Consider the following 26,808-nt stretch of genomic DNA (forward strand, 5'->3'; position numbering starts at 1 on the left):
GAACCGTATTGCCACGCACCGACAGCAGCAATAGCCTTTCCTGACAAGCCTCCTGAGTATCCATCACAGATTCTCCGATCTGTGCAATCGCTGCAGGACGAAGGCCGACAAATGAGCTTCAAATCCGACACTTCGTCAGCTCCGACGGAAGTTCGTGTGACCTCCGTCACCGGGGCTGCGAATAACGCCGTGCTCCTTCCGGAAAGGGATATCTCGTGGGGGAAACCGCCCAGGCCCGTAGCCGCGCCAGTCGGCGAGGCCGCAGAACACCAGGCATGCAACTGGCCGCCTCGCTCGCGCTGGCCGGGCTCCTGATGGCCGCCGCACCGGCAACCGAGGCAGCCGGTGCACCCGCTGCCGCACCGGTCGGCCCGATGTCTGCCGCTCGCACGGCGGCGGCCGCGTCCGGCAAGCCGGTCACGGTCGAGGAGTTGACCACCGAGACCTCGCAGACCGTGGCCAACGCCGACGGCACCTTCAGCCTCACCACTCACATCCTCCCGACCCGGGTGAAGAGGAACGGCGCCTGGACCAGTGTGGACGCCACGCTCGCCAGGAACGGCGACGGCACGCTCTCCCCCAAAGCCACCCCGTCCGGGCTGGCCCTCTCCGGCGGCGGCACCGGGCCGCTCGCCACCCTGACGGACGCCAAGGGCCGCAGGCTCTCGCTCACCTTCCCGGTCGCGCTGCCCGCTCCGAGCTTCTCCGGCGACAGCGCCACCTACAGCGCAGTGCTGCCCGGGGTCGACCTCAGGGTCATCGCGACCGACCAGGGCGGCCTGCGCGAGGTGCTGGTCGTCCGCGACGCGGCCGCCGCCGCGAACCCGCAGCTCCGCTCGCTCCAGCTCGCGACCAGCACCAGCACCGGCCTGACACTGGCCGCCGGCCAGGACGACACGCTGACCGCGCGGTCCGCCGACGGCAGTACGGCCTTCGCCGCGCCTGCTCCCGTCATGTGGGACTCCTCCACCGGCAGCGACAGCGCGACCGCCCGCATGGCGGCCCCGAAGGCGAAGGCCGCCGTGCGGGGATCGGCGCCCGCTGCGGGGAATGCATCCGCCGAGCCCACGTCGAGCTCCACCGAACGTGAGCCCGGGACCGGCGCCAAGGTGAAGCCGATCGCCGTCACGGCGGAGGCCGGCACCCTCACGCTCACGCCCGACGCCGGCCTGCTGACCGGACCGGACACCGTGTGGCCGCTCTACATCGATCCGTCCGTCAACCCGATCACCACCGGCACCAACCACTTCGCCACCGTGAAGGAGGGCTGCCCCGGCCAGCGAGCCTACGACGTCGCCCAGGACAACGGCCAAGGTGTCGGCTACCAGCACTGGGACGACTGCCAGGGCCTGTACCAGTCGTTCTTCGAGCTCAACACCGGCAATCTCACCGGCGACATGGTGGTCTCCCGATCCGAGTTCCACATCACCGAGAGCTACGGCGCCTCCTTCGACTGCAACCACTCGGCCGCGGTGTCCCTGGCCACGGTCAGTGCGCTCGCGTCGGACGTCACCTGGAACCTCCACCGGCCCTCGGTCGCCGGGGACGGCTGGCTCGGCGGCACCCAGTACCCGAAGAGCTCCAACATCTCCAACCACTGCGGCAACCACGACGTCGTCTTCGACGTCACCGGCCAGATGCAGAAGCTCGTCGGCAACAGCGCCACCTGGACGGTCGGCATCTACGGCAACGAGACGAAGTCCAGCGGCAACAACGACTTCATGCGGTTCAACCCGAACCCGTACGTGATCACCGTGTTCGACATCGCTCCCGAGGTGCCCGATGGCCTCGGCGTCACCCCTGCCCCGCACAACCCGGACGGCAACGGCTGTGACGGCGCCCCCGGCTGGATCGGGGACTCCGGCACCACGGGCGGCGCATCCAACATCACCCTCAACGCCCATCTCAGCACCAAGATGAGCGGCGTCAACCTGCGCGCCGGCTACCACGTGTGGGACGACATGGTGGACAACGGAAGCGGCGGTTCGGCCGACGCCTCCTGGCCCGTCAGCACCTGGGTCGCCAACGGCGGCACCGTCTACACCAACATCGGCGGCCCGGTCAGCGACGGCCACCAGTACGGCTGGAACACCTGGGCCAACGACGGCACCCTCAACAGCGGCTTCTCCCGGTTCTGCTACTTCAAGGTCGACCTGACCGCCCCGAGCGTCCCCGCCTTCACCGAGAACGCCGCCTTCCCCCCGATCGGCGGCACCAAGGCTCCCACCGGCCACGCCGGCGACACCGGGGCCAAGGTCACCGTCACGGCCAACGACCCGACCCCCGGCGGCTGCACGCACGCCGCCTGCATCAGCAGCGGGATCGACCGCTTCGAGTACTCGCTCGACGCCGACATCCCCGCCGTCGGCGCCCACTCCGTCACGGCGACCGCCACCGGCGGCGGCAACGCCACGGCCGCCGTGCCGATCGACGTCCCGAGCAACCTCTGGGGCGCCCACACCTTGTTCGTCCGTGCCGTCGACAAGGCCGGCAACACCCGAGCCACTGTCGGCCAGTACTCCTTCTTCGCTCCCTGGAACCCCACCGCCACCACCGCCCCCGGTGACCTCACCGGCGACGGGTCGCCCGACCTCGCCGCGACCAGCACGGACGGGAACCTCCTGCTGATCCCCGGTGGCACCGACCCCGGCAGTGCACCGACCATCGCCTCGACGCCCGCGCAGAGTCCCGGAGCGGCCAAGTGGTCGGACTTCCTCATCGCCCACCGTGGGTCGGTGAGCTCGACCATGGACGACCTGTTCGCGTTCAACAAGACCAACCACGAACTCTGGCTCTACCCCAACGACGGCAGCGTACTGATCGACGGCGTGGCCGGTGTCCCGGGGCACTTCACCAACGGCGGCTACAGCAACATCAGGAACGTCGGGAGCTGCCCCGCCAAGGGCTCCGACGGCACCTGGAACCGGGTCACCCAGATCCTCGCGACCGGCGCCCTCGCCCAGTCCAAGACCCCCAGTGACCTCATCACCGTCGACAACAAGGAGCTCTGGTACTACCCCGGCACCTTCCGCGACGGGTGCTTCCTCGGCACCGGCGTGCGGATCGGCACCGGTGACTGGTCGAACTTCACCGTGATCGCGCCCGGCACGGTGGGCGGGACGCCGACCCTGTGGGCCCGCGACAACTCCACCGGAGCCGTCACCAGCTACCCCCTCACCTTCACGAACGGCATCCCCACCACGACCATCACCGCCCCCGGCTCCACCCCCCTGATCTCCGGTGTTCGCAACGCCGCCGGTCAGACCATGTGCCTGGACGGCACCAACAGCGGCAGCGCCAACGGCACCCCCATCCAGCTCTGGAACTGCAACGGCACCGGCGCCCAGAAGGTGACCTTCGGCACCGACCGGACCGTCCGCATCAACGGAAAGTGCCTGGACGCCGGCGGTGGCACCGACGGTGCCGCCGCACAGATCTGGGACTGCAACGGTTCCGGCACCCAGCAGTGGGAGGCTGGTCCCACTCCCGGCAGCCTGAAGAACTCCGGTTCCGGCCGCTGCCTCGACGACCCGTTCGCCTCCAACACCCAGGGCAACAGGCTCGTCATCTGGGGCTGCAACGGCGAGGGCAACCAGAAGTGGACCACCACGGCCGACGGCACCGGTCAGCCCGCCCAGCAGAACATCCTGGCGATCGGCGGCGGCAACCAGGCCACCACCATCGCCTCCCCCGGCGACATCGACGCGGACGGCTACCCCGATCTCTACACCACGACCGGCGGTGAAATCACCCGTCTTCCCGGCGCCCCGCCCACCGGCGGCCTGGCCCGGTTCGGCGCTCCCGTCGCCATGGGCGCCGTCCACCAGCCGGCCGACCGCTGGACGCTGACCGACACCGCCGACTCAGTCCGACCTGCCAACAGCCTCACCCTCACCGGCGCGGCCGCCATCACGGCGGGCCGTACCAACAAGGTCCTCGGCCTCGACGGCAAGAGCCCCTCCACCGCCAGGACCGCCGGTCCGGTGCTCACCACCACAACGAGCTACACCGTCTCCGCCTGGGCCTACCTCACCGATGCGGGCAACTACGCCACCGTGGTGGGCCAGTCCGGCACCAACGTCAGCACCTTTTACCTGCAGTACTCCAAGGCGTACGGCAGCTGGGCCTTCGTCAGCCCGGACAGCGACGTGGCCGCACCTGGGTCCTTCGCGGCGGCTGCCGCGCCGAACCCGCCCCAGCTCAACAGGTGGACCCACCTGGTCGCCACCTACGACGTCACCAGCAAGGCCATGAAGCTCTACATCGACGGCACCCTCGTCGCCATCGGCACCAACCCCAGTCCCCTGACGTCCACCGGACCCCTGACCATCGGCAGTTCCCGGACCGGCGACTACTTCCCTGGCCAGATCAGCGATGTCCAGACCTGGAACTCCGCACTGTCGCCTGCCACCGTCGCCGCTCTCGACACCGACCGGCCGAACTTCACCCAACTCAGCTGAGTACCCGACGGCCTCTCTCGTAAGCGCGGCCCTTCCACCCCGTTGACCCGGGGGGAAGGGCCGCGCCCCGTTCCGCAGGACCACCCCCGGCGGCGGGATCCGCCCGGGTCAGCGCAGGACGCGGGCCCGTAGGTAGTTGCGGCGGCCGAAGTGCGGCTCGTCGACCGCCGTCAGCTCCTCGACCTGGAAGCGGTAGAGCGCCGCCGCGCCCCGGCCCGCCAGGAACCGGGACCGGACCTGCGGGTCCTGCCCGAAGGAGGGGAAGCGCGCCTGGTACGCGGCGAAGGCCGCCTCGGCGTGCAGCCCCCAGGCCTCCCCCGCGCTGCCGCTCAGCTGTACCCCGCGCAGCTGCTCGCCGAAGGCCGGCGGCGGCAGGAAGACGGTCGCCGCCGCCCTCGCCTCCTCCGCCAGGTGCAGGCTGTGCCGGGTCGAGCGCTCGCTCACGAAGTACAGCACCAGGTCCTGGTCGTGGGCGAAGAACGCGAGGTTGGCGTGCGGCCCCCGCTCGTGGCCGGCCGTCGCCAGGGTGAGCACCTGGCTCTCCGCCAGGATCCCCTCCACCCCCTTGCCCAGCTCCGCCGCGGGCCAGTCCCCCTGGGTGACATCGAGCCGGTACGGCATGGCGCGTCCCTCCGTACTGCCACGGGAAATCGTGAGCCGGGCGAGCGGGCCCCCTCGCCCCCGCCCACATGCTCTCCCCGCCCGGCGGCCCGGCACAAGGGGCCCCCGGCGGACCGCCGGCCGCCCGGCGGCGAACCGACCAGTGTGCCCGATCACCCCGGCCCCGCACGGCCGTTCACCCGCACTCGGCATGTCCCGGCCAGTCGGTCGTACCCTGTGTGCCAACGACTGCGGCTCGATCAGGGGGACGAAGTGCACCGGAGCCATCGGCCCACCCGCGGCCGCCGCGCCCAGGGCGGCACCGCCTCCCTCCCCCGCGCGTACGACCGCGCCATGAGCGGTGAACTCCCCGACGACGGACCCGCGGACGGGCCCGCGGTGGACGCCCAGCGCCCCGAGATCGGCGACTCCTGGGCCCGGCTGCGCCGGCTCGGCCTCGACCCGGACCGCGGCCGCAACGCCCGCCGGATCGGCGCCGCCGAACTCGAGCACCGCCGCCGCGACATCGGGCTCGACCAGGTGCTCCCGGTGCTCCGCTCCTCGCTGCTCCCACCGGACGGCGGCACCCCGCTGCTGATGGCCATCGCCGACGCCGAGGGCCACGTGCTCTGGCTGGAGGGCAGCCGCCCGCTGCTGCGCAGCGCCGACAGCATCGGCTTCGGCCACGGCGCCCGCTGGGCCGAGGACGAGGTGGGCACCAACGGCATCGGGCTGGCCGTCCGGACCGGCCGCGCCACCGAGGTCCACTCCGCCGAGCACTACCTGCGCAGCCACCATGCCTGGACCTGCGTCGCCGCCCCGGTCCGCGACCCGCGCACCGGCCGGCTCGCCGGCGTGATCGACCTCAGCGGCCCGGCCCACAGCGGCGCCCCGTACCTGCTCCAGCTCACCATCACGGCGGCCAGGTTGGCCGAGACCGAACTGCGCGCCCGGCACCTGGAGTCGCTGCACCGGCTGCGCACCGTCGCGGCCCCGCTGCTGGCCGGGTTCACCGGGCCGGCGCTGGTGGTGGACGGTGCCGGCTGGACCGCCGCCGCCACCGGACTGCCCGACCTGCCACGGCTGCGGCTGCCCGCCGACGGCTGGGGCACCGGCACCCTGCACCGGCTGCCCGGCCTCGGCGAGTGCGCGGTCGAACCGCTGGCCGACGGCTGGCTGGTGCGCCCGGTCGCCGACCCGGCCACCGCGGAGGCCGAACTCGCCGAACCGGCCGACGGCGCCCGGATCCACCTCGACCTCACGCACGCCGACCGCCCCGCGCTCCGGGTCTCCGGCGCCGCCGGCAGCTGGTCGTACACGCCCAGCCCCCGGCACGTCGAACTGCTGCTGCTGCTCGCCGTCCACCGGGACGGCCTGACCGCGGCCGGGCTGGCCCAGGCGCTGTTCGGCGACCGCAGCCGTACGGTGACGGTGCGGGCCGAACTCTCCCGGCTGCGCCGGCACCTGGGCGGGCTGCTGGAGCACCGGCCCTACCGGCTCGCCGGGGCCGCGCGGGTGTCCGTCCAGGCCCCCGCCGAGCCCTACGACCTGCTGCCGGGTTCGAGCGCACCGGGCGTGCGCGAGGTGCGGGCGGGGCTGGCGGCCGGGCGTCTGCGGCTGCCCGCCGGCTGAGCCGGCCGGCCCCGGGCCGGGAGCGGCTCCGTCAGCCGCCGGCCAGCAGCGCGGCGAGTTGCTCGTCGGTGGGGCCCGAGACGGCTTCGGCCTCCGCCGAGACGCAGGCGTAGGTCCGGTCCAGCCAGGCCTTGACCTTGGGCTTGGAGACCTCCAGCAGCGCGCTGCCGTGCGGGGAGTCCAGTGCGAGGTGCAGCGTGGAGCCGTGACAGGGACAGTAGGCGGGCCAGAGCTTGATGTCCCCCTGACCGCTGAGCGATGCCAGCCCGTCCCGCAGCAGCTCGCGGGAGAAGACCCAGTCCGCCTCGTCGGGACGCCCCAGGTGGAAGGTGAGCCGCACCTCGAACGGGCGCTCGGCCTCGTAGCGGAATCTGGTGCGCACCTCACCCACCAGGTCCTGGTCCAACGCGATCCGCAGCGTCAGCACCTCCTCCACCACCGGCGGGACGGCGACGGCCCGGCCGGGTTCGCCGCCCGTGGGGGTGGCGGCGAGGGGCTGGTTCGAGGGGGCGGACAGCGGGTCGCGCGGCATAGACGGTCTCTCCGGGGCGGCTGGGTTGAAGGCCAGCGTGCGGCACCGGGGGCCGGTCGGCAAGAGTTGCAACGGGGTTGCAGGCCCGGTCCGGGCCGATCACCGGACACTCCGTCAACTCGCCCGCACCGTGGGTCACTAGAATGTGCGGAGGATGCCGCCCGAGGGGTGGCGGAGGGTGTACCGGCCGCTGGTAGTCTCGTGGCCCCGCCGCAGCGGCCGGCGCCCGTGCGAGGCGGAGAGGGAGGGGAGCCCGGTGGTGCTCCGCGAGGACAGCAGGACGCCCCGGCCGGTGCGCCGGCACGGCCGGCCGAAGCCGGTGGGCGGCCGGTTCCGGATGCCCACCCTCAGGTTCTCCGGGGCCGCGATGGCGATGTCGACCGTGGTCGGGATCAGCCTGCTCACCACCTGGCTGCTGAACGAGCAGCAGCAGGTCGGCCGCCGGCCCGGGCTGTCGGTCGGCGCCAGCCCGCCGCTGCCCAGCCCCGAGGCCGCCACGCCGCTCGCGCCCCCGCCCGCCGAACCGACCGCGGCCGTCCCGGCGCCCGCCCTGACCGGCCCGCCGCCGTCGGCCGCCACCGCGCTGCCCGGCGCCCGGCAGAGCGGCGCGAGCAGCTCCCACGCGGTGACCACCCGCCCCGGCGGGACCCCGTCCCGCCCCGCGGCCGGCAGCGGCGACTCCGAGCCCCCCGCCGACCGGACCTCGGCGCCGCCCGCCGCCACTCCCGCGCCGACCGGCCCGGCGGTGGAGCCCACCCCGGCCACGCCGACCGAACTCGCCGCCGACCACGCACTGCGGGGCACCGGCGAGATCACCTCGCTCGGCCGCTCGGGCACCCGGCACACGCTGGCGCTCGCGGTCGGCGAGCCGCTCACCGCGCTCCAGGTCGAGCTCCGGCTACGGCGGCCCGACGTGCTGCCCGGCACCGCCCCCTGGACCGATCTGCCGGGCGCGGTGGCCACCGTCTCGCTCGACCACGACAGCCTGATCTACCGGTTCACCCTGCCGCCCGGCCTCGACGTCGCCCCGGGCGCGTACGGGTTCACGGTGACCGGCAGCACCGTGCCCGCGCCCACCGCCTCGCCCGCCCCGTCCGGCAGCGGCAGCCCCACTGCGGCGGGCACCGGCGGCGCCCGGAAGGTGACCGTCACGGTGCCGGCCGCGGAGGGCTGGAGCGCCTCGGCCTTCGCCCTGGTGAAGCCGCGCGCGGTGGCGGCCCGCGGCAGCTTCGACGCCACCTGACCCAGGGCCGGGGCGAGCCGGGGCCACCGCCACGGCCCGGCCCCGGCCCTCCCGTCTGCCTTCCCGGCTAGCCCTCCTGGACCGCCCGGACGTGGACCGCCCGCCGCAGGTCGTCCAGCTCGTCGAGCAGGCTCCGGCGCAGCCCCGGGGTCGGCTCCGGCCGGGCCAGGCAGGCCTCGGTGGCCGCGACCACCTCGGCGGTCGCCCGGTCGCGCGGGAACAGCGAGTGCCCCAGCACCCCGGCCACCCGGTCTCCGCGCTCCCCGCCCACCGGCACCAGCTCGAAGTACCGCCCCCGGTACTCCGCCAGGAGCTCGTCCGCGCCCGACCGCCAGAAGCCCTCCGCCGTGGCCGTCAGCAGCCGGTTGGACAGCTCGCCCTCGAACAGCGCCGCCCAGGCCCTGGCCTTCGCGTCCGCGCCGGGCAGCGCGGCCCGGGCCCGGGCCGCGCCCTGCTGCGCGGCGTCGCTCGGATCGGCGGCCAGCTCGGCCGCGATCGCCGCCTCGTCCGCCAGCCCCTTGGCGGCCAGCGTGACCAGCGCGGACCAGCGCCGGTCGGGGCTGAGCCGCAAGCCGTCGGGCAGCCCGTCACCGGCCAGCCAGGCGCGCAGCCGGTCCAGGTCGGCGGGCGAGTCGGCGCTCTCCACCACGCCGCGCAGGGCGGCCAGCCGCAGGCTCTCCCCGGCGCCGGGACGGGCGAGCAGGTGCTCGGCCGCCCGGCCCAGCAGCGCGAGGCCCGCGGGCCGGTGCTCGGGCGCGAGGTAGCGGTCGACGGCCTCGGCGCGGGCGAAGGCGAGCACCGCCTCGACGGCGGCCACCGCGGTCTCGGCGGGCAGGTGCTCGGCGACCAGCTCCAGGTAGGCGAGCGGCGCCAGCTCGCCGTCCCGGACCAGGTCGCGGGCGTGCTCCCAGAGCACCGCCCGGGTCAGCTCGTCGTCGATCCCGGAGAGCGAGGCGGCGACGGTGCGCCAGGAGTCCGGGTCCAGCCGGATCTTGGCCCAGCTGAGGTCGCCGTCGTTGGGCAGCAGCAGCGCGGCGCGGGGGGCGCCGGTCAGCTCGGGCACCTCGGTCAGGCCGCCGGGCAGCAGGTCGACCGGGACGGCGGCGCGGCGCACCAGCCGCCCGTCCGTGCGGTCGTACACGCCGAGCCGGATCCGGTGCGGCCGGCTGCCCTCGTTCACCACGGCGGCCCCGGCGATCCGCTCGCCGTCGTACCGGACCTCCAGGCGCAGCGTGTCGACCCCGCTGGTGCGCAGCCAGCTCCCGGCCCAGCCGCGGACGTCCTGGCCGCTGGCCTCGGCGAGCGCGGCGAGGAAGTCGGCAAGTTCGGCGTTGCCGAAGGCGTGCTGCTCGAAGTAGCGGTTGACGCCGGCGAAGAAGGCCTCGTCGCCGAGCCAGACCACCAGCTGGCGCAGCGCCGAGGCGCCCTTGGCGTAGGAGATGCCGTCGAAGTTGCCCATCGCCTCGGCGACGCTGGCGGTGCCGTTGCCGGCGACCGGGTGGGTGGAGGCGCGCTGGTCGGCGTCGTAGCCCCAGCCCTTGCGGCGGGCGGCGAAGCCCGTCCAGGCGCCGGTGAAGCGGGTGGACTCGGCGGCCACCCGGTAGCCGAGCATCTCGGCGAACGACTCGTTCAGCCACAGGTCGTCCCACCAGCGCATGGTGACCAGGTCGCCGAACCACATGTGGGCCATCTCGTGGCAGACGATCATGGCCCGCAGCTCGCGGTCGGCGTCGGTGGGAGTGGAGCGGAACAGCAGCTCGTCGCGGAAGACCACGCAGCCCGGGTTCTCCATCGCGCCCCAGTTGAACTCCGGGACGAAGGCCTGCTGGTACTCGCCGAACGGGTAGCGGCGGTCGAACAGCTGGTGCAGCCGGTCGAGCGAGTTCCGGGTGACCTCGAACAGCTCGTCGGCCTCGCGGTCCAGCTCGGCGGCGAGCGAGCGGCGGGCGTGCAGGGCGAGCGGGATGCCGTCGTGCTCGGCGTGCACGGAGTGCAGCGGGCCGGCGACCACGGTCACCAGGTAGGTGCTGATCGGCTCGGTCGGGTGGAACCGCCAGCGGCCGCCGCCGGATTCGGCGAGCGCGCCGTTGCCGACCACCGTCCAGTCCTCGGGGGCGGTCACCGAGAGCGCGCAGCGGGCCTTGAGGTCGGGCTGGTCGAAGCAGCCGAACAGCCGGGGTGCCTGGTCCGGCCCGAGGGTGGCGTAGACGTACGCGGCGCCGTCGGCGGGGTCGGTGAAGCGGTGCAGTCCCTCGCCGGTGTTCGAGTACAGCAGCTCGGCCTCGACCAGCAGCTCGTTCTCGGCGGCGAGTTCGGGCAGCGCGAGCCGGGCGCCGTCGTACCCGGCCGGGTCCAGCGGACGGCCGTTCAGCACGGCGCGGCGCAGCTCGACGGCCGCGAGGTCGAGGAAGGTCCCCGCCCCGGGCTCGGCGCAGTCGAAGCGGACGACCGTGGTGCTGGTGAAGGTCCGCTCGCCCCGGGTCAGGTCCAGGTCGACGGTGTAGGAGTGGATGTCGAGCAGGCGGGCACGGACGAGCGCCTCGGAGCGTTGGAGTGCTGACATCCCTGCATGCTTGCCCAGCCGGCCCGGGACGACAAGGGATTCCGCTGCCAGCCGAGTCACGGCCGGTCAGGCCGCCCGGCTGGTTAGGGTGGGAGCGGTCCTGCCATGTCTGTCCACGCCGTCGAGGAGGAGACCAGTGACCACGGTCCTGACCCAGGGCGGCAATGCGCCGCTCGCCGCCGCCCGGGTGACGGTCGAGGTGACGGCGCCCAAGGCGCTGGACGTCTCCGGCCTGCTGCTGACGGGAGCCGGCAAGGTCCGCTCGGACGCCGACTTCGTCTTCTTCAACGCGCCGAACGGCCCCGGCGTCACCCACCGCCCCGCCACCGGCGGCAAGCCGGACGCGATCACGGTGGACACCGCAGCCGTGCCGGCCGGCATCGACAAGGTGGTGATCACCGCCAGCCTGGACGACGCGAGCGCGACCTTCGCCGGCACCGAGCCGACGGCGACGGTCCGCGACACCGCCACCGGGCGGGTGCTGGCCACCTTCACCCCGCCCCGGTTGGGCCGGGAGACGGCCCTGGTGGTGGTCGAGGTCTACCGGCGCGGCAGCGAGTGGAAGATCCGCGCGGTCGGCCAGGGGTACGCCGACGGGCTGGCCGGCATCGCCACCGACTTCGGCGTCTCGGTGGACGACGCGCCGGCCGCCGCCTCCGCCCCGGCCGCCGGCCGGCAGGCCGCACCGCCCGCGCCGCCGGCCGCCCCGCCGCGCCCGGCCGGCCCGCCCTCGGTCGGGCGGATCACGCTCGACAAGGGCCGGGTCGACCTGGTCAAGGGCGGTTCGGTGTCGCTGGAGAAGGGCGGCAAGCCGTTCCTCTCCTCGGTCCGGATGGGTCTGGGCTGGGAGCCGGCCGGGCACGGCAAGAACATCGACCTGGACGCCTCCTGCATCGCCTTCGACGCCCAGCGCCAGAAGATCGAGACGGCCTGGTTCATGAAGCTCTCGATCTTCGACGGCGCGATCGCGCACTCCGGCGACAACCTCACCGGTGAGGGCGCGGGGGACGACGAGGCGATCACCGTGCACCTGGAGGGCCTGCCCGCCGAGGTCTGCGGCCTGGTCTTCGTGGTCAACTCCTTCTCCGGCCAGAAGTTCACCGACATCAAGAGCGCCTACTGCCGCCTGGTCGACGCCGGCAGCGGCCAGGAGCTGGTCCGCTTCGAGCTGGCCCAGTCCGAGGCGCACACCGGCGTCGCGATGTGCAAGCTGGTCCGCCAGTTCTCCGGTGAGTGGGTGATGACCGCGCTCGGCGAGTACGTCGACGCCAAGACCGCCCGCGGCATGGTGAAGCCGGCCGCCGCGATGCTCTGAGCCGCCCGGCCTGCCTGCATGCCTGCCTGCCCGCCTGCCCGCCTGCCCGCCTGCCCGCCTGCCCGCCTGCCGCTAGGCGAAGGTGCGGCGCAGGTGGGCGGCGAGGGCGGCCGGGTCGGCGGACGGCACGCGGTGCCCGAGGTAGCCGTCCGGGCGGATCACGAAGGCCTCGCCCTGGCGGGCCCCGTACGCCTCCCGGAAGGCCCCCGCGGTGTCGTGCACCGCGGGCAGCAGCAGCCCGCGCGGGTCCGCGTCGGGGGTGAGCACCACGTAGGCGTCGAGCCTGCCGTGCGCGGCGTCCCGGGCGACGGCCGCACAGGTGTGCAGCTCCTCCGGCGGAGTGGTCTGGTTCGCGTACAGCAGGAGGGTGTGGTTGGGGCCCCGGAGCAGGTCGAACAGGCGCAGCGGGTAGGCAACGATGTCGCGCGCCAGGCCGGTGCAGTCCGGGGCGCGGTCGCCGGGGGCGGGGCCGGCCGGGCCGGGTTCGGCCGGGCCGACGATCGGGCTGCCGGGGTAGCCGAGCAGCAGCTGGGCCTCGCGGCGCAGCACCGTCCCGGGATCGTCGTCGTCGGAGTCCATGCCCTCCCGGGCGTGCCGCACGGTGCGGCCCACCACCTCCTCGCCGACCGGGTGGCGCTCCGCGTGGTAGCTGTCGAGCAGGCCGGGTTCCGCCCTGCCGCCGATCACCAGGGCTAGCTTCCAGGCCAGGTTGTAGGCGTCCTGGATGCCGGTGTTCATGCCCTGCGCCCCGGTGGGCGGGTGGATGTGCGCGGCGTCGCCGGCCACGAAGACCCGGCCGACCCCGTAGCGGTCCACCAGGCGGTGGCTGATCCGGAAGACCGAGGACCAGCGCAGCGTGGAGGCGGTGGTGCGGCGCGGGGAGAGCCGGTCGAGCACCGCCTGGATGTGGTGCAGCTCGGGGGTGCGGGCGCCGCCGAGACCGTGCTCGACGCCGTCCGGGCCGCCCTCGGCGGAGAGGTCCGGCGGGACCAGCATGGACATCCGGTAGCGGCCGAGGCCGGGCAACGGGATGCAGACCAGCATGTCGTCGGTGGCGCCCCGGTCGTCGGTGTGCTGGGCGCGGATGCCGAAGCCGGTCGGCAGGTCCCAGTCGACCTCGACGTCGCCGAGCATGTACTGCTCGGGGAAGGCGTCGCCCTCGAAGCTCAGGCCGAGGCCCCGGCGCACGACGCTGTGCGCGCCGTCGCAGCCGATCAGGTACGCGGCCCGGACCTGCTGCTCGCTCCCGTCGGGCAGCCGCAGCAGGGCCCGCACCTCGCCGGCGTCCTGCTCGAAGGAGAGCAGCTCGGTCTCCCGCTCGACGCGCACCCCGTGCCCGGCGAGGCGGTCCGCCAGCAGCTGTTCGGTGGCGTACTGCGGGAGCGCCGCGAAGGCGTACGGGATGTCGTCGGGCAGCTCCAGCGGGATCCGCGCCACCTGCCGGCCGTTGACGAACATCAGCTGGCCCCGCAGCGGCACGGCCGCGTCCAGCGCCTCGCGGACCAGGCCCATGGCGTCCCAGATCTCCAGCGTCCTCGGCTGGATCCCCACCGCCTTGGCGTACGGCTGCACGGCGGCCAGCCGGTCGACGATCCGGCACCGGACGCCGCGGCGGCTCAGCTCCAGCGCGGCGGTGAGCCCGACCGGCCCGGCCCCCACCACCAGCACGTCGATGTCGGCCATGACCGCCTCCTGGACGCCGCACGGGACTCCTTCCTCCACCTTGACGCCGCCCACGCCACCGGGCGACCGGGCCGGGGCGTCGACCGGCCCCGCCCCATCCGCAGACCATCGCTCGCACACCCGATCGAGGCCCACCCGATCGGGTGGAGATCCACCGCACACGTCCGGAAGGGAGCCGGCGCCTCGTAGCGTGACCCGCACCCGGAGGAGGGGCATCATGAGTGCCATGGCACATGAGCGACCGGCCCAGGACGCGCCGACGCAGGACGACATCCTGTTGGACGGCTTTCTCGGCCTGCACACCCCCGAGGGCTTCCGAGCCGAGCTCATCGAGGGAGAGATCGTCGTGGCGCCACCCACGGACGGGGATCACGAGGACTGCATCGGTCTGCTGATCGACCAGGTCGCCCTGCGATCGACGGTGAAAATGCAGGTCGCCGGCTACAAGGGCCTGCGCCTGGTCAGCGGGGGCCTGTGCCCCAGGAATCACGTCATCCCCGACGCCACCTTCGCCCCGATGGAGCTCCGCCTGTTCCGCGGTGCCCCGCCGTGGATGGAGCCGGCGGGTGTCGCGCTGGTCGTCGAGGTCACCTCCAGCAGGCCCGCGCAGGACCGGGTGGCCAAGCGGCACTGCTACGCCCGCGCCGGCATCCCGCTCCACCTGTTGGTCGACCGGGAGCGCTCATTGCTCAGCCTGTTCGCCGGGCCGCTCCGGGACGAGTACACCGAGGTGCACCACGCCCCGTTCGGCCACCCCCTGGCGTTGCCCGCGCCGTTCGACTTCGAGCTGGACACCAAGCCGTTCCTGTGACCGGTCCGGGTACGACGACGGGGCGGGCCGCACCGGAGTGCGACCCGCCCCGTCGGGGCGCTGCCGGGTCAGCCCCGGGTGGCCATCGCGCGCAGGAAGAAGGTGAGGTTGGCCGGGCGCTCCGCGAGGCGCCGCATGAAGTAGCCGTACCACTCCTGCCCGTACGGCAGGTACACCCGCATGGTGTTGCCCGCCTCGGCCAGCCGCAGCTGCTCCTCGGGACGGATGCCGAGCAGCATCTGGTACTCGAAGCTGTCCCGGGCGCGCCCGTTCCACTCCGCCAGCTGACCGGCGATCTTGATCATGTTGGGGTCGTGCGAGGCGATCATCGGGTAGCCCTCGCCCGCCATCAGCACCTTGAGCGCCCGGACGTACGCCAGGTCGACCTCGCGCTTGCCCTGGAAGGCGACCGACTCCGGCTCCTTGTAGGCGCCCTTGCACAGCCGCACCCGGGAGCCCGCCGCGGCGAACTCGCGGCAGTCGGCCTCGGTGCGCCGCAGGTAGGCCTGGAGCACCACGCCCAGCCACGGGAAGTCCACCCGCAGCTCGCGGGCGATCGCCAGGGTGGAGTCGGTGGTGGTGTGGTCCTCCATGTCCAGGGTGACCGTGGTGCCGACCGCCGCCGCCGCCTCGCAGATCCGCCGGGCGTTCTCCAGCGCGATCTTCTCGCCGTCGGCCGGCAGGAACTGGCCGACCGCCGACAGCTTCACCGAGACCTCGGCGTCGGCCGCGAGGCCGGTCTCGCCGAGGGCGGCGAGCAGGTGCTCGTACGCCTCCGCGGTGCCCGCGGCCTGCGCGGCGTCCTTGGTGTCCTCGCCGAGGTGGTCGAGCGTCACCTTGCGGCCGGTGGCGACCAGTTCGTCGGTGGCCGCGATGCCCTGGTCGAGCAGCTCGCCGGCGACGAACCGCTCGACTATGGCGTGGGTGGGCGGGAACTTCTCGACCAGGGTGCGCACCTGCGGGGAGCGGGACGCGGCGAGGAGGGCGGAACGGAGCATCGGTACTCCTGGAGATGATTCAGCAGGGAGAGAGGGGGTGGGGCGGCGGCGTGAGGGTGGCACCGCCGCCCCGGGAGGCACCTGGGCCCGGTCAGCCCATGTGCGGGTAGCGGTAGTCCGTCGGCGGGACGAACGTCTCCTTGATGGACCGGGTCGAGGTCCACCGCATCAGGTTCTGCTTGGCGCCGGCCTTGTCGTTGGTGCCGGAGGCCCGGCCGCCGCCGAAGGGCTGCTGGCCGACCACGGCGCCGGTCGGCTTGTCGTTGATGTAGAAGTTGCCGGCCGCGTGGCGCAGCACCCGCATGGCGTGCTCGACGGCCGCACGGTCCTGGGCGATGATCGCGCCGGTCAGGCCGTAGCTGGAGACGGACTCCATCTGGGCGAGCATCTCGTCGTACTTCTCGTCCTCGTAGACGTGCACGGCGAGGATCGGGCCGAAGTACTCGTCGCGGAAGTACTCGCTCGCCGGGTCCTGGCAGACCAGCACGGTCGGGCGGACGAAGTAGCCGACCGAGTCGTCGTAGCTGCCGCCGGCCAGGATCTCGACCTTCGGGTCGGCCTTGGCGCGGTCGATCGCGGCCTTGTTCTTGGCGAACGAGCGCTCGTCGATCACCGCGCTCATGAAGTTCGACAGGTCGGTGACGTCGCCCATGGTCAGCCACTCGACCTCGGAGCGGAAGTCGTCCTTGATCTCGGCCCAGATCGAGGCCGGGACGTAGGCGCGGGACAGCGCCGAGCACTTCTGGCCCTGGAACTCGAAGGCGCCGCGGGTCATCGCGGTCTTCAGCACGGCGCGGTCGGCCGACGGGTGGGCGACCAGGAAGTCCTTGCCGCCGGTCTCGCCGACGATCCGCGGGTAGGTGCGGTAGCCGGCGATGTTGGTGCCGACCTCGCGCCACAGGTGCTGGAAGGTGGCGGTGGAACCGGTGAAGTGGATGCCGGCCAGGTCCGGGTGCTTGAGCGCGACCTCGGAGACGGCCAGGCCGTCGCCGGTGACCATGTTGATGACGCCCTTGGGCAGGCCGGCCGCCTCCAGCAGCTGCATCAGCAGGTGCGCGGAGTACTGCTGGGTCGGCGAGGGCTTCCACAGCACCACGTTGCCCATCAGGGCCGGGGCGGTGGGCAGGTTGCCCGCGATGGCGGTGAAGTTGAAGGGCGTGATCGCGTAGACGAAGCCCTCCAGCGCACGGTGGTCGCTGCGGTTCCACACGCCGTCCGAGGAGACCGGCTGCTCGGCGATGATCTGCCGGGCGAAGTGCACGTTGAAGCGCAGGAAGTCGATCAGCTCGCAGGAGGAGTCGATCTCCGCCTGCTGGGCCGTCTTCGACTGGTTGAGCATGGTGGCGGCGGCCAGCGTCTCGCGCCAGGGGCCGGCCAGCAGGTCCGCGGCCTTGAGGAAGATCGCGGCCCGCGAGTCGAAGGAGAGCGCCTGCCAGGCCGGGGCGGCGGCCAGGGCAGCGTCAATGGCGTCGCGCGCGTCGTCCTGGGTGGCGTTGCGCAGCGTGCCGAGCCGTGCCGCGTGGTTGTGCGGCTGAACAACGTGGATCTCGGAGCCGGCGCCCATCCGGCGCTCCCCGTTGATCGTCATGGTCAGCTGGATCGGCTCCTGGCCGCCCAGCTCCTTCAGCTTGGCCTCCAGGCGGGCCCGTTCCGGGCTGCCGGGGGCGTAGCTGCGGACCGGCTCGTTCACCGGCGCGGGGACCTGGGTCACAGCATCCATGGGGCGCGCTCTCCTTCGAGTCGTGGGCGGGGAGCCGACGCGGGTCACACGGCGGCCATGGACGAACGCTAAGCCCGCCGGGCGGGCCACATGATTGGCCTGGCGGCTAAAGTCATCCGGACGGAGTTGTCCGACCGGATGAAGGAGCCCCGTGACCGCCCCCGCCCCCGCCGGCGGCCTCCCGCTGCGCCAGCTGCTGATGTCGCTGGGCGAGCCGCTGGTCGAACTCCAGGCCGCCCCGGCCGGGCTGGACGTGCCGGTCCGGGACGTGGCGATCCTGGACCCGGAGGACCCGGCCATCGCCTCCGCCGGCGAGCTGGTGCTGGCGATCGGCGCCCGGGGCCGGGCCGCGCTGCCCGCGCTGCGCGCCGCCGGCCGGGCCGGGGCCGCGGCTGTCGCGGTGAAGCTGGACGCCCCGGGGCAGGCGGACGCGCTGCGCGAGGCGGCCGCCGAGGCCGGGGTGGCGCTGCTGTCGGTGCGCCGGGAGACCCGCTGGGAGCACCTGGACTCGCTGGCCCGGGCGCTCATCGCCGGGCCGGACGCGCCGGTGTCGGCCGAGCCGAACGCGGGCGACCTGTTCTCGCTGGCCCAGACGGTGGCGGTGCTCACCGGCGGGATCGTCTCGATCGAGGACACCTCCAGCCGGGTGCTGGCCTACTCCCGCTCCTCGGACACCGACGAGGTGGACGACCTGCGGCGGCTGTCCATCCTCGGCTGGCAGGGGCCCGAGCCGTACCTGTCGAAGCTGCGCGAGTGGGGCATCTTCCAGCACCTGCGCAGCTCGGACAGCGTGATCGAGATCGACGCCCATCCGGAGCTGGGCATCCGGCGGCGGCTGGCGATCGGCATCCGGGCGGGCGGCCAGCCGCTGGGCACCATCTGGGTGCAGGAGGGCGCCCGCCCGCTGGCGCCGCTGGCGGACCAGGCGCTGGTGGGAGCCGCCCGGGTGGCGGCCGCCCAGCTGATCCGCCGCCGGCGGGAGCTGTCCGCGGACGTCCGGCTGACCAGGACGCTGCTGACCGGGCTGCTGGAGGGCTCCACCGGCCCGCAGTCGCTCGCCACCCATCTGGGCCTGGGCCTGCGCCGCCCGGCCACCGTGCTGGCGTACGCGGCCGGGCAGGGCCCGGATCGTGAGCTGACCCGGGCCGAGGTGACCGGGCTGATCTCGGTGCACACGGCCGCCCGGCACCGCGGCGCGCTGCTCGCCCCGATCGAGGACCGGGTGTACGTGCTGCTGCCGGAGCTGCCGCCGGCGCTGCCGCTGGCCACCCTGCGCAGCTGGGCGCAGGAGGTGGTGGTCGCGGCCCGCGAGCACCTCGGGGTGGAGCTCCGGGCGGCGATCGGCTCCACCGTGGACGGTCTGGCGGCGGTGCCGGAGTCGCGGGCGCAGGCCGACCGGATCCTGGACGCGATGGGCCGCGGCGGGGTCGAGCTGGAGGTGGCCGCCCTGCTCGACGTCCAGGCCGAGGTCATGGTCAGCGAGGTGCTGGCGCTGCTGCAGGAGCGCGCCGGGCTGCGCGATCCGCGGCTGACGGCGCTGGCCGAGTACGACCGGCGGCACGGCACCCGGCTGGCCGAGTCGGTGCTGGCCTGGCTGGACGCGCTGGGCGAGGTCCGGGTGGCGGCCGACGCCCTGCACATCCACCCCAACACGCTGCGCTACCGGGTGCGCCGGGCCGAGCAGTTGACCGGGATCGACCTGGCGCAGCCGCAGCAGCGACTGCTGGCGATGCTGCAACTGCGGCTGCCCGCCGAGGACGCCTGACGGGTCCTCGGCGGGCAGCCGCGGGGAAGAGCTCGGGCTCAGTAGTCGTAGCCGTGGCCGGGGCGGTGCTGCAGGCGCCACCACGGGCCGGTGATCGCGACCATGATGCCGGGCACCTGGATGTTGGCGAACAGGATCTCGCCGTCGTCCGAGAAGGTGACGCCGGTGAACTCGCTGAACTCGGGCTTCTCGGCGGTGCCGATGTTCAGGTCGTTGCGGGCGATCGGGTAGGTGCGGCCCTCCTCGGTGGTGCCGAACAGGTGCGACTGGCCCTCGCCGTCCTCGGCGATGACCAGGCCGCCGTACGGCGAGACGGTGATGTTGTCCGGGCCGTCGTAGTTGCCGTGGTCGCCCATCACGTCGGTGTTGACGCCGAGCAGCACCTTGAGGGTGATGGTGCGGCGGGCCGGGTTGTAGAACCAGACCTGGCCGTCGTGCTGGACCGGGCTCTCGGTGCGGGCGAAGCTGGAGACGAAGTAGAAGCCGCCGTCGCCCCACCACATGCCCTCGAGCTTGCGGGCGCGGGTGACCTGGCCGTCGGTGAACTGCTTGCGGACGGAGACCGTCTGCGCGTCGCGGTCCGGGACGTTCACCCAGTCCACGCCGTACGTGGTGCCGACCTTGACGGCCCGGGAGAGGTCGTCGACGAAGGTGCCGTGCGAGTCGAAGACCTTGAACGCCTCCAGCTTGCCCGCGTCGGCGGCGAGCTTGCGGAGCTTGCCCTTGCCGTGCCGGAAGCCGGCCGGCGGGGTCCAGCGGAACAGCAGGCCGTTCGGGTTGGAGGCGTCCTCGGTCAGGTAGAGGTGGCCGCGCTTCTGGTCGACCACGACCGCCTCGTGGGCGTAGCGGCCCAGCGCCTTGATCGGCTGCGGGTCGCGGTTGGCCGCCTGGTCGTACGGGTCGACCTCGAAGATGTAGCCGTGGTCCTTGGTGAAGCCGTTCTTGCCGGCCTTGTCCTCGGTCTCCTCGCCGGACAGCCAGGTGCCCCACGGGGTGGCGCCACCGGCGCAGTTGGTGGCGGTGCCGGCGATGCCGACCCACTCGGTGACCTTCTTGCCGCCCTGGCGGACCTCGACGACGGTGCAGCCGCCGGCCGCGCCCGGGTCGTAGACGTGGCCCTCCAGCAGCGGCACCGGGTACGGCCAGCTCGAACGGGCGCCGGCCAGCTCGTGGTTGTTGACCAGCAGGGTGCCGCCGTGCTTGCCGGGGAAGGCGGCGGTGCCGTCGTGGTTGCTCGGCGTGGACTCGCCGGTGACCAGCTTGGTGGTGCCGGTGCGGGTGATGATCTGGTAGCGGAAGCCGTGCGGGAGGGCGAGGATCCCGGCCGGGTCCTTGACCAGCTCGCCGTAGCCGGTGGCCCGGCGGGCGGCCTCCACGGCCTCGGCGGCGGGGACCTCGCCGCCGGTCGGGGCGGCGATCGCCCCGGGCGCGGTGGCCAGCACCTCGGCGCTGCCGGCGACCAGCACGCCGGCGCCGAGAAGGGTGGAACGGTTGACGAAGTCCCGACGGGACAGCGGCATATCGGTCACTCCTGTGGGATGGCCGTGGCCGGGGCACGCCCCGGTGTCGCGGCTCTAGGGGTCTTCGACGGAGACCGTCGACGCCCAGCAGGCTGGGCCCGCGGAGTGAACCCCGGGTGAATCCGACGCAGCGTCAGCGTGGTCTTTTGCCAACCGTATGCACGTTCATGACCTGGTCTTTACCACTCGCGCGATCCCGGGTACGCTGCCCGACCGTCCAGCCGTCCAGCCGCCCGGCGGCTCAGCGCTGGGCCCGCTCCAGCCGCCACTGCTCCCAGGCCGCCAGCCAGTCCTCCTCGGCGCCCGCCGGCCCCTGCGCCGGCCCGCCCGACCAGAGCCGCTCCCAGGCGCGCTGGGCCGGCAGGCTCGGCACCTCGGAGGCGAACACGGTGTACCGGATGACCTCCTCGACCGCCGCCCGACCCTCCGCCGTCCCCACCAGCCAGTCGGTGTTCTGCGCCAGCCTGGTCAGCTGGTTGACCATCACGCCGACCGCCTCGCCCGCCTCGTCCCGGCTCTCGGAGGCGAGCCGCATCTGCTGCCGCACGGCCGCCTCCCAGCACAGCGTGCCGGCCTCCCCGCGCAGCCGGCGCGGCAGCCGCGGCGCGCGCCGGGAGCGCATCTGTGCCTCCATCACCAGCACCTCGCTGACGCTGTGCTCGACCACCGCGCGGTGCGCGTCCAGGCCGCTGACCGGCGGCAGTTCGCGCTCCTGGACCGGTACGTCGACGGTCAGCCGACGCTCCGCCAGCCGCCGCAGCAGCGCGGTGCGGCCGAGCACGTAGCGTTCGAAGTCCCCGATCGGGCGCAGCTCGACAGCGCCCGGCGGCACGCCCCGGCCGGTGACCGTCACGGTGACGCCGTCCAGGTGCAGCCGGCCCGCCCAGACCGGCCGCGGCTCGTCCTCCGGCCGCCGGTCCTCGTGGATCTGGACCGCGCGCGGCTCGCCCTCGACGGTGATCCACTCGCGCATCGCCCGGACCCGACCGGGGCCGTCGCCCTCGTCGATGCCGAGGTGGTCGTAGACCCGGTCGCGCTCGTCCTCGACCACGTCCTCCAACTCCGGCAGCAGCAGCCCCCGGTCGGCCCCCGGACGGTAGGTGCGCACGGTGACGTACGGCCCCTCGGGCGAGCTCCAGTCGCCGGAGCGGACCTCGACCCAGCCCAACTCGCCGTTGCAGAGCTCGTACTCGGCCAGCGCGTGGCGGGCGTCGCCGCCCGGCTCCGGGGCGGCGTCCGCGGGCGGGCCGCCCGGCAGCAGCCGGTCCACGCCGTACACCGGGAAGTCCACGGCGGCCAGCACCTCGCGGTTGCAGGCCTCGTGGTCCGCGTAGAAGTCCTCGGGATCCTGGGGCCCGCTCGTGCGCTGCCTCTTCATCCTCTGCCGCACCCCCGCGTCCTCGCCTCGCCTGTCGCCCGCGCGGGCGACAGCCGGGACCACGCCCCGCCCGCCCGCGCCGCGTGGGCCCCACCATACGGCCCAGCCACCTGCTGGGCCATCAGCTTCAACCGTACGGTTACCGGATCGGCGGCTCGGCCCCGCCCGGACGCCGATGTCGGTAACCTTGCCTACGCTGAACGCCATGACAGCAACCAGCGACTTCCCCGCCCGGATCAGCATCGTCACCCTCGGCGTCGCGGACCTCTCCCGCAGCACCGCCTTCTACGAGGCGCTCGGCTGGCAGCGCTCGGCCGCCTCCAGCCCGGAGATCGTCTGGTTCCGCACCGCCGACTCGGTGCTCGGGCTCTTCCCCACCGAGGAGCTGGCGGCCGACGCCGGGCTGCCGGCCACCGCCGGGGAGCCGAGCTTCCGGGGCATCACCCTGGCGGTCAACCTGGAGTCCCCGGAGCGGGTCGACGCCGCCCTCGCCACCGCCGTCAAGGCCGGCGCGACGGTGGTCAAGCCACCGACCGCGACCTCCTGGGGCGGCTACTCCGGGTACTTCGAGGACCCGGACGGCCACCTGTGGGAGCTGGCCCACAACCCGTTCTTCCCGTTCACCGCCGCGGGCCAGCTCGACCTCCCCTGAACCGAGCCGTCAGCGCTGCTGCGACCTGGCTCTGAAGGCGGCCTTCCGGGCCTCCTTGGCCACGCCGCGGTCCAGGTGCAGCTCCCCCACGATCTCCAGCACCTGCGGGGTGTACGGGTGGTCGACCCGCCACAGCTCGCCGAAGTAGCTCGCCGGGTTGTCGGTGACCGGCAGCTCCGCGACCAGGTCGCGCATCCGCCCGGCGTCCCCCTCGCTGGTCAGCATCACCGCCGCGAACGAGTCCACCGCCGTCCACAGCGCCACCGCGCGCTCCGGCGCCGCGACGTCCTCGCCCCGGCCGCGCAGCCAGGCCCGGGCCGCACCGCTCAGCTCGGGGTCGTCCAGCACCTCGCGCACGGCGGGCCGGGCCGGGTCGCCCAGCTCCTCCACCGCGATCATGCAGAACATCCGCCGGACCGGGCCGTGGACGTCGCGCCCGCGCGCCGCCGCCAGCAGCTCCCGGGCGGCGGCCTCCGGCTCCCGGTCCTCCAGCCAGGCCTGCAGCTCCAGGTCGGGCAGCACGTTGCCGGACTCGGTGATGCCGCGCAGCAGCGCCTCGGCGTCGCCCTCGGCCAGGTCGCCGACCAGCGGGGCGTCGTACCCCTGCTCCAGCAGCCACTCGCGCACCGCGTACTGGCCGAGCGGGGTGAGCCGTACCGTCCCGAACCGGGCGGCCTCCTCCTCGTCCGGCTCCTGCTCCGCGGCCGCGGCCCGGGCCTCGGCCGCCCGCCGGGCGCCGGCCTCCTCGTCCTCGGCCTCCTCGCCCTCCTCCTCGAACAGGTCGGGGTCGATCGGCCGGTGCTCCAGCAGCCCCAGCTCCGCGAGGTCGCCGAGCATCGGGTCGAGGGTGACCATCAGGTCGGTGATGTCGCCGAGCATCTCCTCGTCCGGCTCCTCCCCCTCGGGCACCACCAGCAGCGCCGCCAGCACCCCGAGCGGCACCGTCTCCTCGCCCGGCTCGGCGAAGGCGGTCATCTCGTACAGCACCTGCAGGGCCTCGTCGAGCAGGTCCGCGGCGGCGTCCCTGGCCTGCTCCACGTCGGACAGCTCGTCCTCCGGGGCGTCCTCCTCCTCGCCCTCGCCCTCGGGGGCGAGCGAGTCGGCCTCGGCGGCCAGCTCCCGCATGATCCCGGCCGCGTCCAGCCACAGGCCGAGGACGACCGACGGGTCGCCCTGCTCGGCCGCCTCCAGGTCAGGCCCGGGAATGGCCGCGTGATCGCCCTCGGCGGTGGTGCCGGTCTCCACCAGATCCAGGTCGCAGGCCAGCGCCCAGGCCCGCATCGCCTCGACCACCGCCTCCTCCGGGACCTCGCCCTCGGCCGGGGCAAGACCCAGCAGGCGGGCCGCCGCCTCGCGGTCGCCGTCGGTGAGGTCGCCGAACTCGTCCACCGGGCGGTGCGGCAGCGTCCAGCGGGCCAGCGCGACGGCGTGCGCGATCAGCGGCACCGCCAGCGCGGCGGCCACCAGCTCGGAGTCCGGCGGCAGCGTGATCGGCGGCACCAGCACCGCCGAGTCGTCCAGGTCCTCGTCGCCGCCGCCGCGGGCGCCGTACAGGTCGGCCAGGTCGAAGTCCGCGGGCAGCAGGCCCTCGCCGGGCTCACCACCGCCGGCGGCGGACGGGTGTTCAGGGGTGTTGCGGCTTCGTCCGGCCATCGTTGCGCGATCTCCCGGGGTGACGGTGGGCACTGCCGGACCGATCGCTGTGTGTCGGTCCGTCCACCCAGCGTATCGGGCGGGCACAGCCGATGCCCTGCCTACCGGGGGCACGGCGCCGAGCAGCTGCCGGGAGCACGTATCCTTCGCTGGGCGCCGTGCACACCCCGCGCGAGCCCCCCGGGCGACGAAGCCCACCCCCCTGTTCTGCACACCCCGCCCCAACCGGGCTGCTGCTCCGTGCCACCACCCCGGGCCCGGCACGGCCCGCTGGTGCCCGGCCACAGGAGATCCCTGCCATGGCGGACCTCTCCCGCGTCGCCTCCGGACCCGCCCGGTTCCCCGGAAGCCGACTGTCGGAGGCCCTCCTCCCCCCGGAGCTCGCCCCCCGTACCCAGCTCCGGCTCGCCGCGATCAGCCGCTGGAACGCGCTGCGCGGCATCCGCGTCGGCCTGGTCGCCGCCGCCCTGCTGCTCCTGCTGATCGGCGCCAATCTGGCCACCCCGATCTACCCGGTGCTCGCGGACCGGCTCGGCCTCACCCCGGTCGCCGTCACCGGACTGTTCACGGTCTACGTCTTCGCGCTGATCCCGGTGCTGGCCGCGGTCGGCCACTGGTCCGACCACCTCGGCCGGCGCGCGCTGATCCTGCCCGCGATCGCGCTGGCCGCGGCCGGTGACGCGCTCTTCGCCACCGCCGGCAGCTTCTGGCAGCTGGCCGCCGGACGGGCCGTCCAGGGCATCGCGGTGGGCCTGTCCACCGGCGCCGCCGGCGCCGCGCTCGGCGACCTGCTCCCCGGCCACCCGACGCTGGCCGCCAAGCTCACCCTGGCCTGCTCGGCCGGCGGCGTCGCGCTCGGCCCGATCGTCGGCGCCTCGCTCTCCGGCGGCGCCCACCCGCTGCTCACCCCCTTCCTGCTGCACGCCGTGGCGCTGCTGGCGCTCTGCGTGCCGCTGGCCGTGGTGCACCCGAGGATGCCCGGCCGGGAGCGGCCGCCGGCCTCCCCGCCGCGCATCACCACCCCCGCCCACCTGCGGCCGCAGCGGCTGCGGCTGCCGCGCCGGGGCCGCCGGGAGTTCCTGCTCGCCGCGGCGGCCGGCTTCACCTCGTACGCGGTCTTCGGCACCTACCTCAGCCTGGCGCCCTCGTTCTCCGCGCAGCTGCTGCACTCGCCGTCCCGGATGACCGGCGCGGTGGTCGCCGCGCTGCTGCTCGGGTCCTCGGCCGCCGCGCAGCTGCTGGTGCCGCCGACCTCGGACCGCCTGGTGATCGCGCTCGGGATGGCGGGCCTGGCGGCCGGTCTCGGCCTGGTGGTCGCGGCCCAGTACACCGGCACCCCGGCGCTGCTGTTCATCGGCAGCGTCCTCGGCGGAGCCTGCCAGGGCGTGGCCTTCCGCTCGCTGTTCACCACCGCCTCCTCGGCGATGGACCCGGAGCGCCGCGGCAGCGAGCTCTCCACCCTCTGGGTGATCGTCTACCTGGGCAGCTCGGCCCCGGTGGTCGCGGTCGGCGCGCTCACCCAGCGGTTCGGCCTGCTGCCCGCCGTCAGCGGCTTCGTCGGCCTGGCCGCCGTCGCCTGCGTGGTGCTGGCCGCGGCCGTCCTGCGCCGCCCGCGCTGAAGGCGCGGCCGGGGGGTGCGCCCACACGCACCCCCCGGCCCCTGCGGGCCCGCCCCCACGTCCTCGGGCGCCTGGCAGGTTAGGAAACCTTACTAACCTCCGCCCCTCATGCTCCTGCCGGGGTCCGGAGCCGTCAAGCCCCCGGGGCGACCCCGGCACGGAGCCGACCCCGGACGCACCGCACCCCCACCGCGGGAGCGAACTCCCGGGATGGGGGTGCGGGTGGAGCCGGCGGGCCGGCGCCGGGTGTCAGACGTTGAAGCCGAGCGCGCGGAGCTGGTCGCGACCGTCGTCGGTGATCTTGTCCGGGCCCCACGGCGGCATCCAGACCCAGTTGATCCGCAGGTCCTTGACCAGGCCGTCGGTGGCCGTCCTGGCCTGGTCCTCGATGACGTCGGTCAGCGGGCAGGCCGCCGAGGTGAGCGTCATGTCGATGGTGGCCACGTCGGACTCGTCGATGTGGATGCCGTAGATCAGGCCCAGGTTCACCACGTCGATGCCCAGCTCGGGGTCGACGACGTCCATCAGGGCCTCGGTGAGGTCCTCGACGGACACGGTGCCGGCCGTGGTGCCGACGATCACGGTCGGGCCCTCGGCGGCCTGGGTGGCCTCGGCGGGGCTGCCGCTCTCGGTGTCGCTCATGTGTACGCCCTCCTCGGGCACG

18 protein-coding genes are annotated in these 26,808 nt (G+C 74.0%); 8 read left to right on the plus strand and 10 right to left on the minus strand.

Going from position 1 to position 26,808, the window contains the following annotated elements; genetic code table 11:
- Positions 1 to 275: 275 nt before the first annotated feature.
- Entirely contained in the window at positions 276 to 4,460 is a 4,185-nt protein-coding gene (locus ABT014_RS16775; protein WP_350639511.1) for a ricin-type beta-trefoil lectin domain protein, read from the plus strand.
- Positions 4,461 to 4,568: 108 nt separating this feature from the next.
- On the opposite strand, the gene ABT014_RS16780 is transcribed toward ABT014_RS16775, so the two are convergent.
- Positions 4,569 to 5,081 (minus strand): pyridoxamine 5'-phosphate oxidase family protein, encoded by a 513-nt coding sequence (locus tag ABT014_RS16780; protein ID WP_350639512.1) that lies wholly within the window; start codon positions 5,079 to 5,081, stop codon positions 4,569 to 4,571.
- Between the two features lie 333 nt (positions 5,082 to 5,414).
- Here ABT014_RS16780 and ABT014_RS16785 point away from each other — a divergent pair, with 333 nt between their 5' ends.
- On the plus strand, positions 5,415 to 6,692 hold the full coding sequence (locus ABT014_RS16785; protein WP_350639513.1) for a GAF domain-containing protein: 1,278 nt from the start codon (positions 5,415 to 5,417) through the stop codon (positions 6,690 to 6,692).
- A gap of 31 nt (positions 6,693 to 6,723) precedes the next feature.
- On the opposite strand, the gene ABT014_RS16790 is transcribed toward ABT014_RS16785, so the two are convergent.
- Complete coding sequence (locus ABT014_RS16790) at positions 6,724 to 7,224, minus strand: SsgA family sporulation/cell division regulator (protein ID WP_350639514.1); 501 nt, start codon at positions 7,222 to 7,224, stop codon at positions 6,724 to 6,726.
- Between the two features lie 256 nt (positions 7,225 to 7,480).
- On the opposite strand from ABT014_RS16790, the gene ABT014_RS16795 reads away from it, so the two are divergent.
- On the plus strand, positions 7,481 to 8,467 hold the full coding sequence (locus ABT014_RS16795; RefSeq protein WP_350639515.1) for a hypothetical protein: 987 nt from the start codon (positions 7,481 to 7,483) through the stop codon (positions 8,465 to 8,467).
- Positions 8,468 to 8,534: 67 nt separating this feature from the next.
- Here the strand turns inward: ABT014_RS16795 and pepN are convergent, their stop codons facing one another.
- On the minus strand, positions 8,535 to 11,030 hold the full coding sequence (pepN, locus tag ABT014_RS16800) for an aminopeptidase N (RefSeq protein WP_350639516.1): 2,496 nt from the start codon (positions 11,028 to 11,030) through the stop codon (positions 8,535 to 8,537).
- 148 nt (positions 11,031 to 11,178) lie between these two features.
- Between pepN and ABT014_RS16805 the strand changes: the two genes are divergently transcribed.
- Entirely contained in the window at positions 11,179 to 12,345 is a 1,167-nt protein-coding gene (locus tag ABT014_RS16805; RefSeq protein ID WP_350639635.1) for a TerD family protein, read from the plus strand.
- Between the two features lie 72 nt (positions 12,346 to 12,417).
- Here ABT014_RS16805 and ABT014_RS16810 read toward each other — a convergent pair whose 3' ends face one another.
- Positions 12,418 to 14,028 carry an FAD-dependent monooxygenase gene (locus ABT014_RS16810; protein ID WP_350639517.1) on the minus strand — a complete coding sequence of 537 codons (1,611 nt, stop codon included), beginning with the start codon at positions 14,026 to 14,028 and terminating at the stop codon, positions 12,418 to 12,420.
- Between the two features lie 217 nt (positions 14,029 to 14,245).
- Here ABT014_RS16810 and ABT014_RS16815 point away from each other — a divergent pair, with 217 nt between their 5' ends.
- Positions 14,246 to 14,839 (plus strand): Uma2 family endonuclease, encoded by a 594-nt coding sequence (locus tag ABT014_RS16815; protein ID WP_350639518.1) that lies wholly within the window; start codon positions 14,246 to 14,248, stop codon positions 14,837 to 14,839.
- Between the two features lie 68 nt (positions 14,840 to 14,907).
- Here the strand turns inward: ABT014_RS16815 and ABT014_RS16820 are convergent, their stop codons facing one another.
- Both ABT014_RS16820 and pruA read right to left on the minus strand, forming a co-directional pair.
- Positions 14,908 to 15,837 (minus strand): proline dehydrogenase family protein, encoded by a 930-nt coding sequence (locus tag ABT014_RS16820; RefSeq protein ID WP_350639519.1) that lies wholly within the window; start codon positions 15,835 to 15,837, stop codon positions 14,908 to 14,910.
- A gap of 91 nt (positions 15,838 to 15,928) precedes the next feature.
- Complete coding sequence (gene pruA / locus ABT014_RS16825) at positions 15,929 to 17,557, minus strand: L-glutamate gamma-semialdehyde dehydrogenase (protein WP_350639520.1); 1,629 nt, start codon at positions 17,555 to 17,557, stop codon at positions 15,929 to 15,931.
- A gap of 151 nt (positions 17,558 to 17,708) precedes the next feature.
- Between pruA and ABT014_RS16830 the strand changes: the two genes are divergently transcribed.
- Complete coding sequence (locus tag ABT014_RS16830; protein WP_350639521.1) at positions 17,709 to 19,322, plus strand: PucR family transcriptional regulator; 1,614 nt, start codon at positions 17,709 to 17,711, stop codon at positions 19,320 to 19,322.
- 38 nt (positions 19,323 to 19,360) lie between these two features.
- Here the strand turns inward: ABT014_RS16830 and ABT014_RS16835 are convergent, their stop codons facing one another.
- Positions 19,361 to 20,842, minus strand: a complete 1,482-nt coding sequence (locus ABT014_RS16835; protein ID WP_350639522.1) for an alkaline phosphatase PhoX — start codon at positions 20,840 to 20,842, stop codon at positions 19,361 to 19,363.
- 241 nt (positions 20,843 to 21,083) lie between these two features.
- The gene (locus ABT014_RS16840) at positions 21,084 to 22,220 is read right to left on the minus strand and encodes a hypothetical protein (protein WP_350639523.1); all 1,137 of its coding nucleotides are present in this window, start codon (positions 22,218 to 22,220) and stop codon (positions 21,084 to 21,086) included.
- A 205-nt stretch (positions 22,221 to 22,425) separates the two neighbouring features.
- On the opposite strand from ABT014_RS16840, the gene ABT014_RS16845 reads away from it, so the two are divergent.
- Positions 22,426 to 22,872: a VOC family protein gene (locus tag ABT014_RS16845; RefSeq protein ID WP_350639524.1), complete on the plus strand. Its 447-nt coding sequence runs from the start codon at positions 22,426 to 22,428 to the stop codon at positions 22,870 to 22,872.
- A 9-nt stretch (positions 22,873 to 22,881) separates the two neighbouring features.
- Here ABT014_RS16845 and ABT014_RS16850 read toward each other — a convergent pair whose 3' ends face one another.
- The gene (locus tag ABT014_RS16850) at positions 22,882 to 24,525 is read right to left on the minus strand and encodes a hypothetical protein (RefSeq protein WP_350639525.1); all 1,644 of its coding nucleotides are present in this window, start codon (positions 24,523 to 24,525) and stop codon (positions 22,882 to 22,884) included.
- Between the two features lie 299 nt (positions 24,526 to 24,824).
- Here ABT014_RS16850 and ABT014_RS16855 point away from each other — a divergent pair, with 299 nt between their 5' ends.
- A complete protein-coding gene (locus tag ABT014_RS16855) occupies positions 24,825 to 26,144 on the plus strand; it encodes an MFS transporter (RefSeq protein ID WP_350639526.1) in 1,320 nt (439 codons plus the stop codon).
- Positions 26,145 to 26,393: 249 nt separating this feature from the next.
- On the opposite strand, the gene ABT014_RS16860 is transcribed toward ABT014_RS16855, so the two are convergent.
- Positions 26,394 to 26,786 (minus strand): metal-sulfur cluster assembly factor, encoded by a 393-nt coding sequence (locus ABT014_RS16860; RefSeq protein ID WP_350639527.1) that lies wholly within the window; start codon positions 26,784 to 26,786, stop codon positions 26,394 to 26,396.
- Positions 26,787 to 26,808: the final 22 nt, after the last annotated feature.

Origin of the sequence: Kitasatospora sp. NPDC094015, assembly GCF_040304075.1 — a bacterium.
In the GTDB taxonomy this organism is placed as follows: Bacteria; Actinomycetota; Actinomycetes; order Streptomycetales; family Streptomycetaceae; genus Kitasatospora.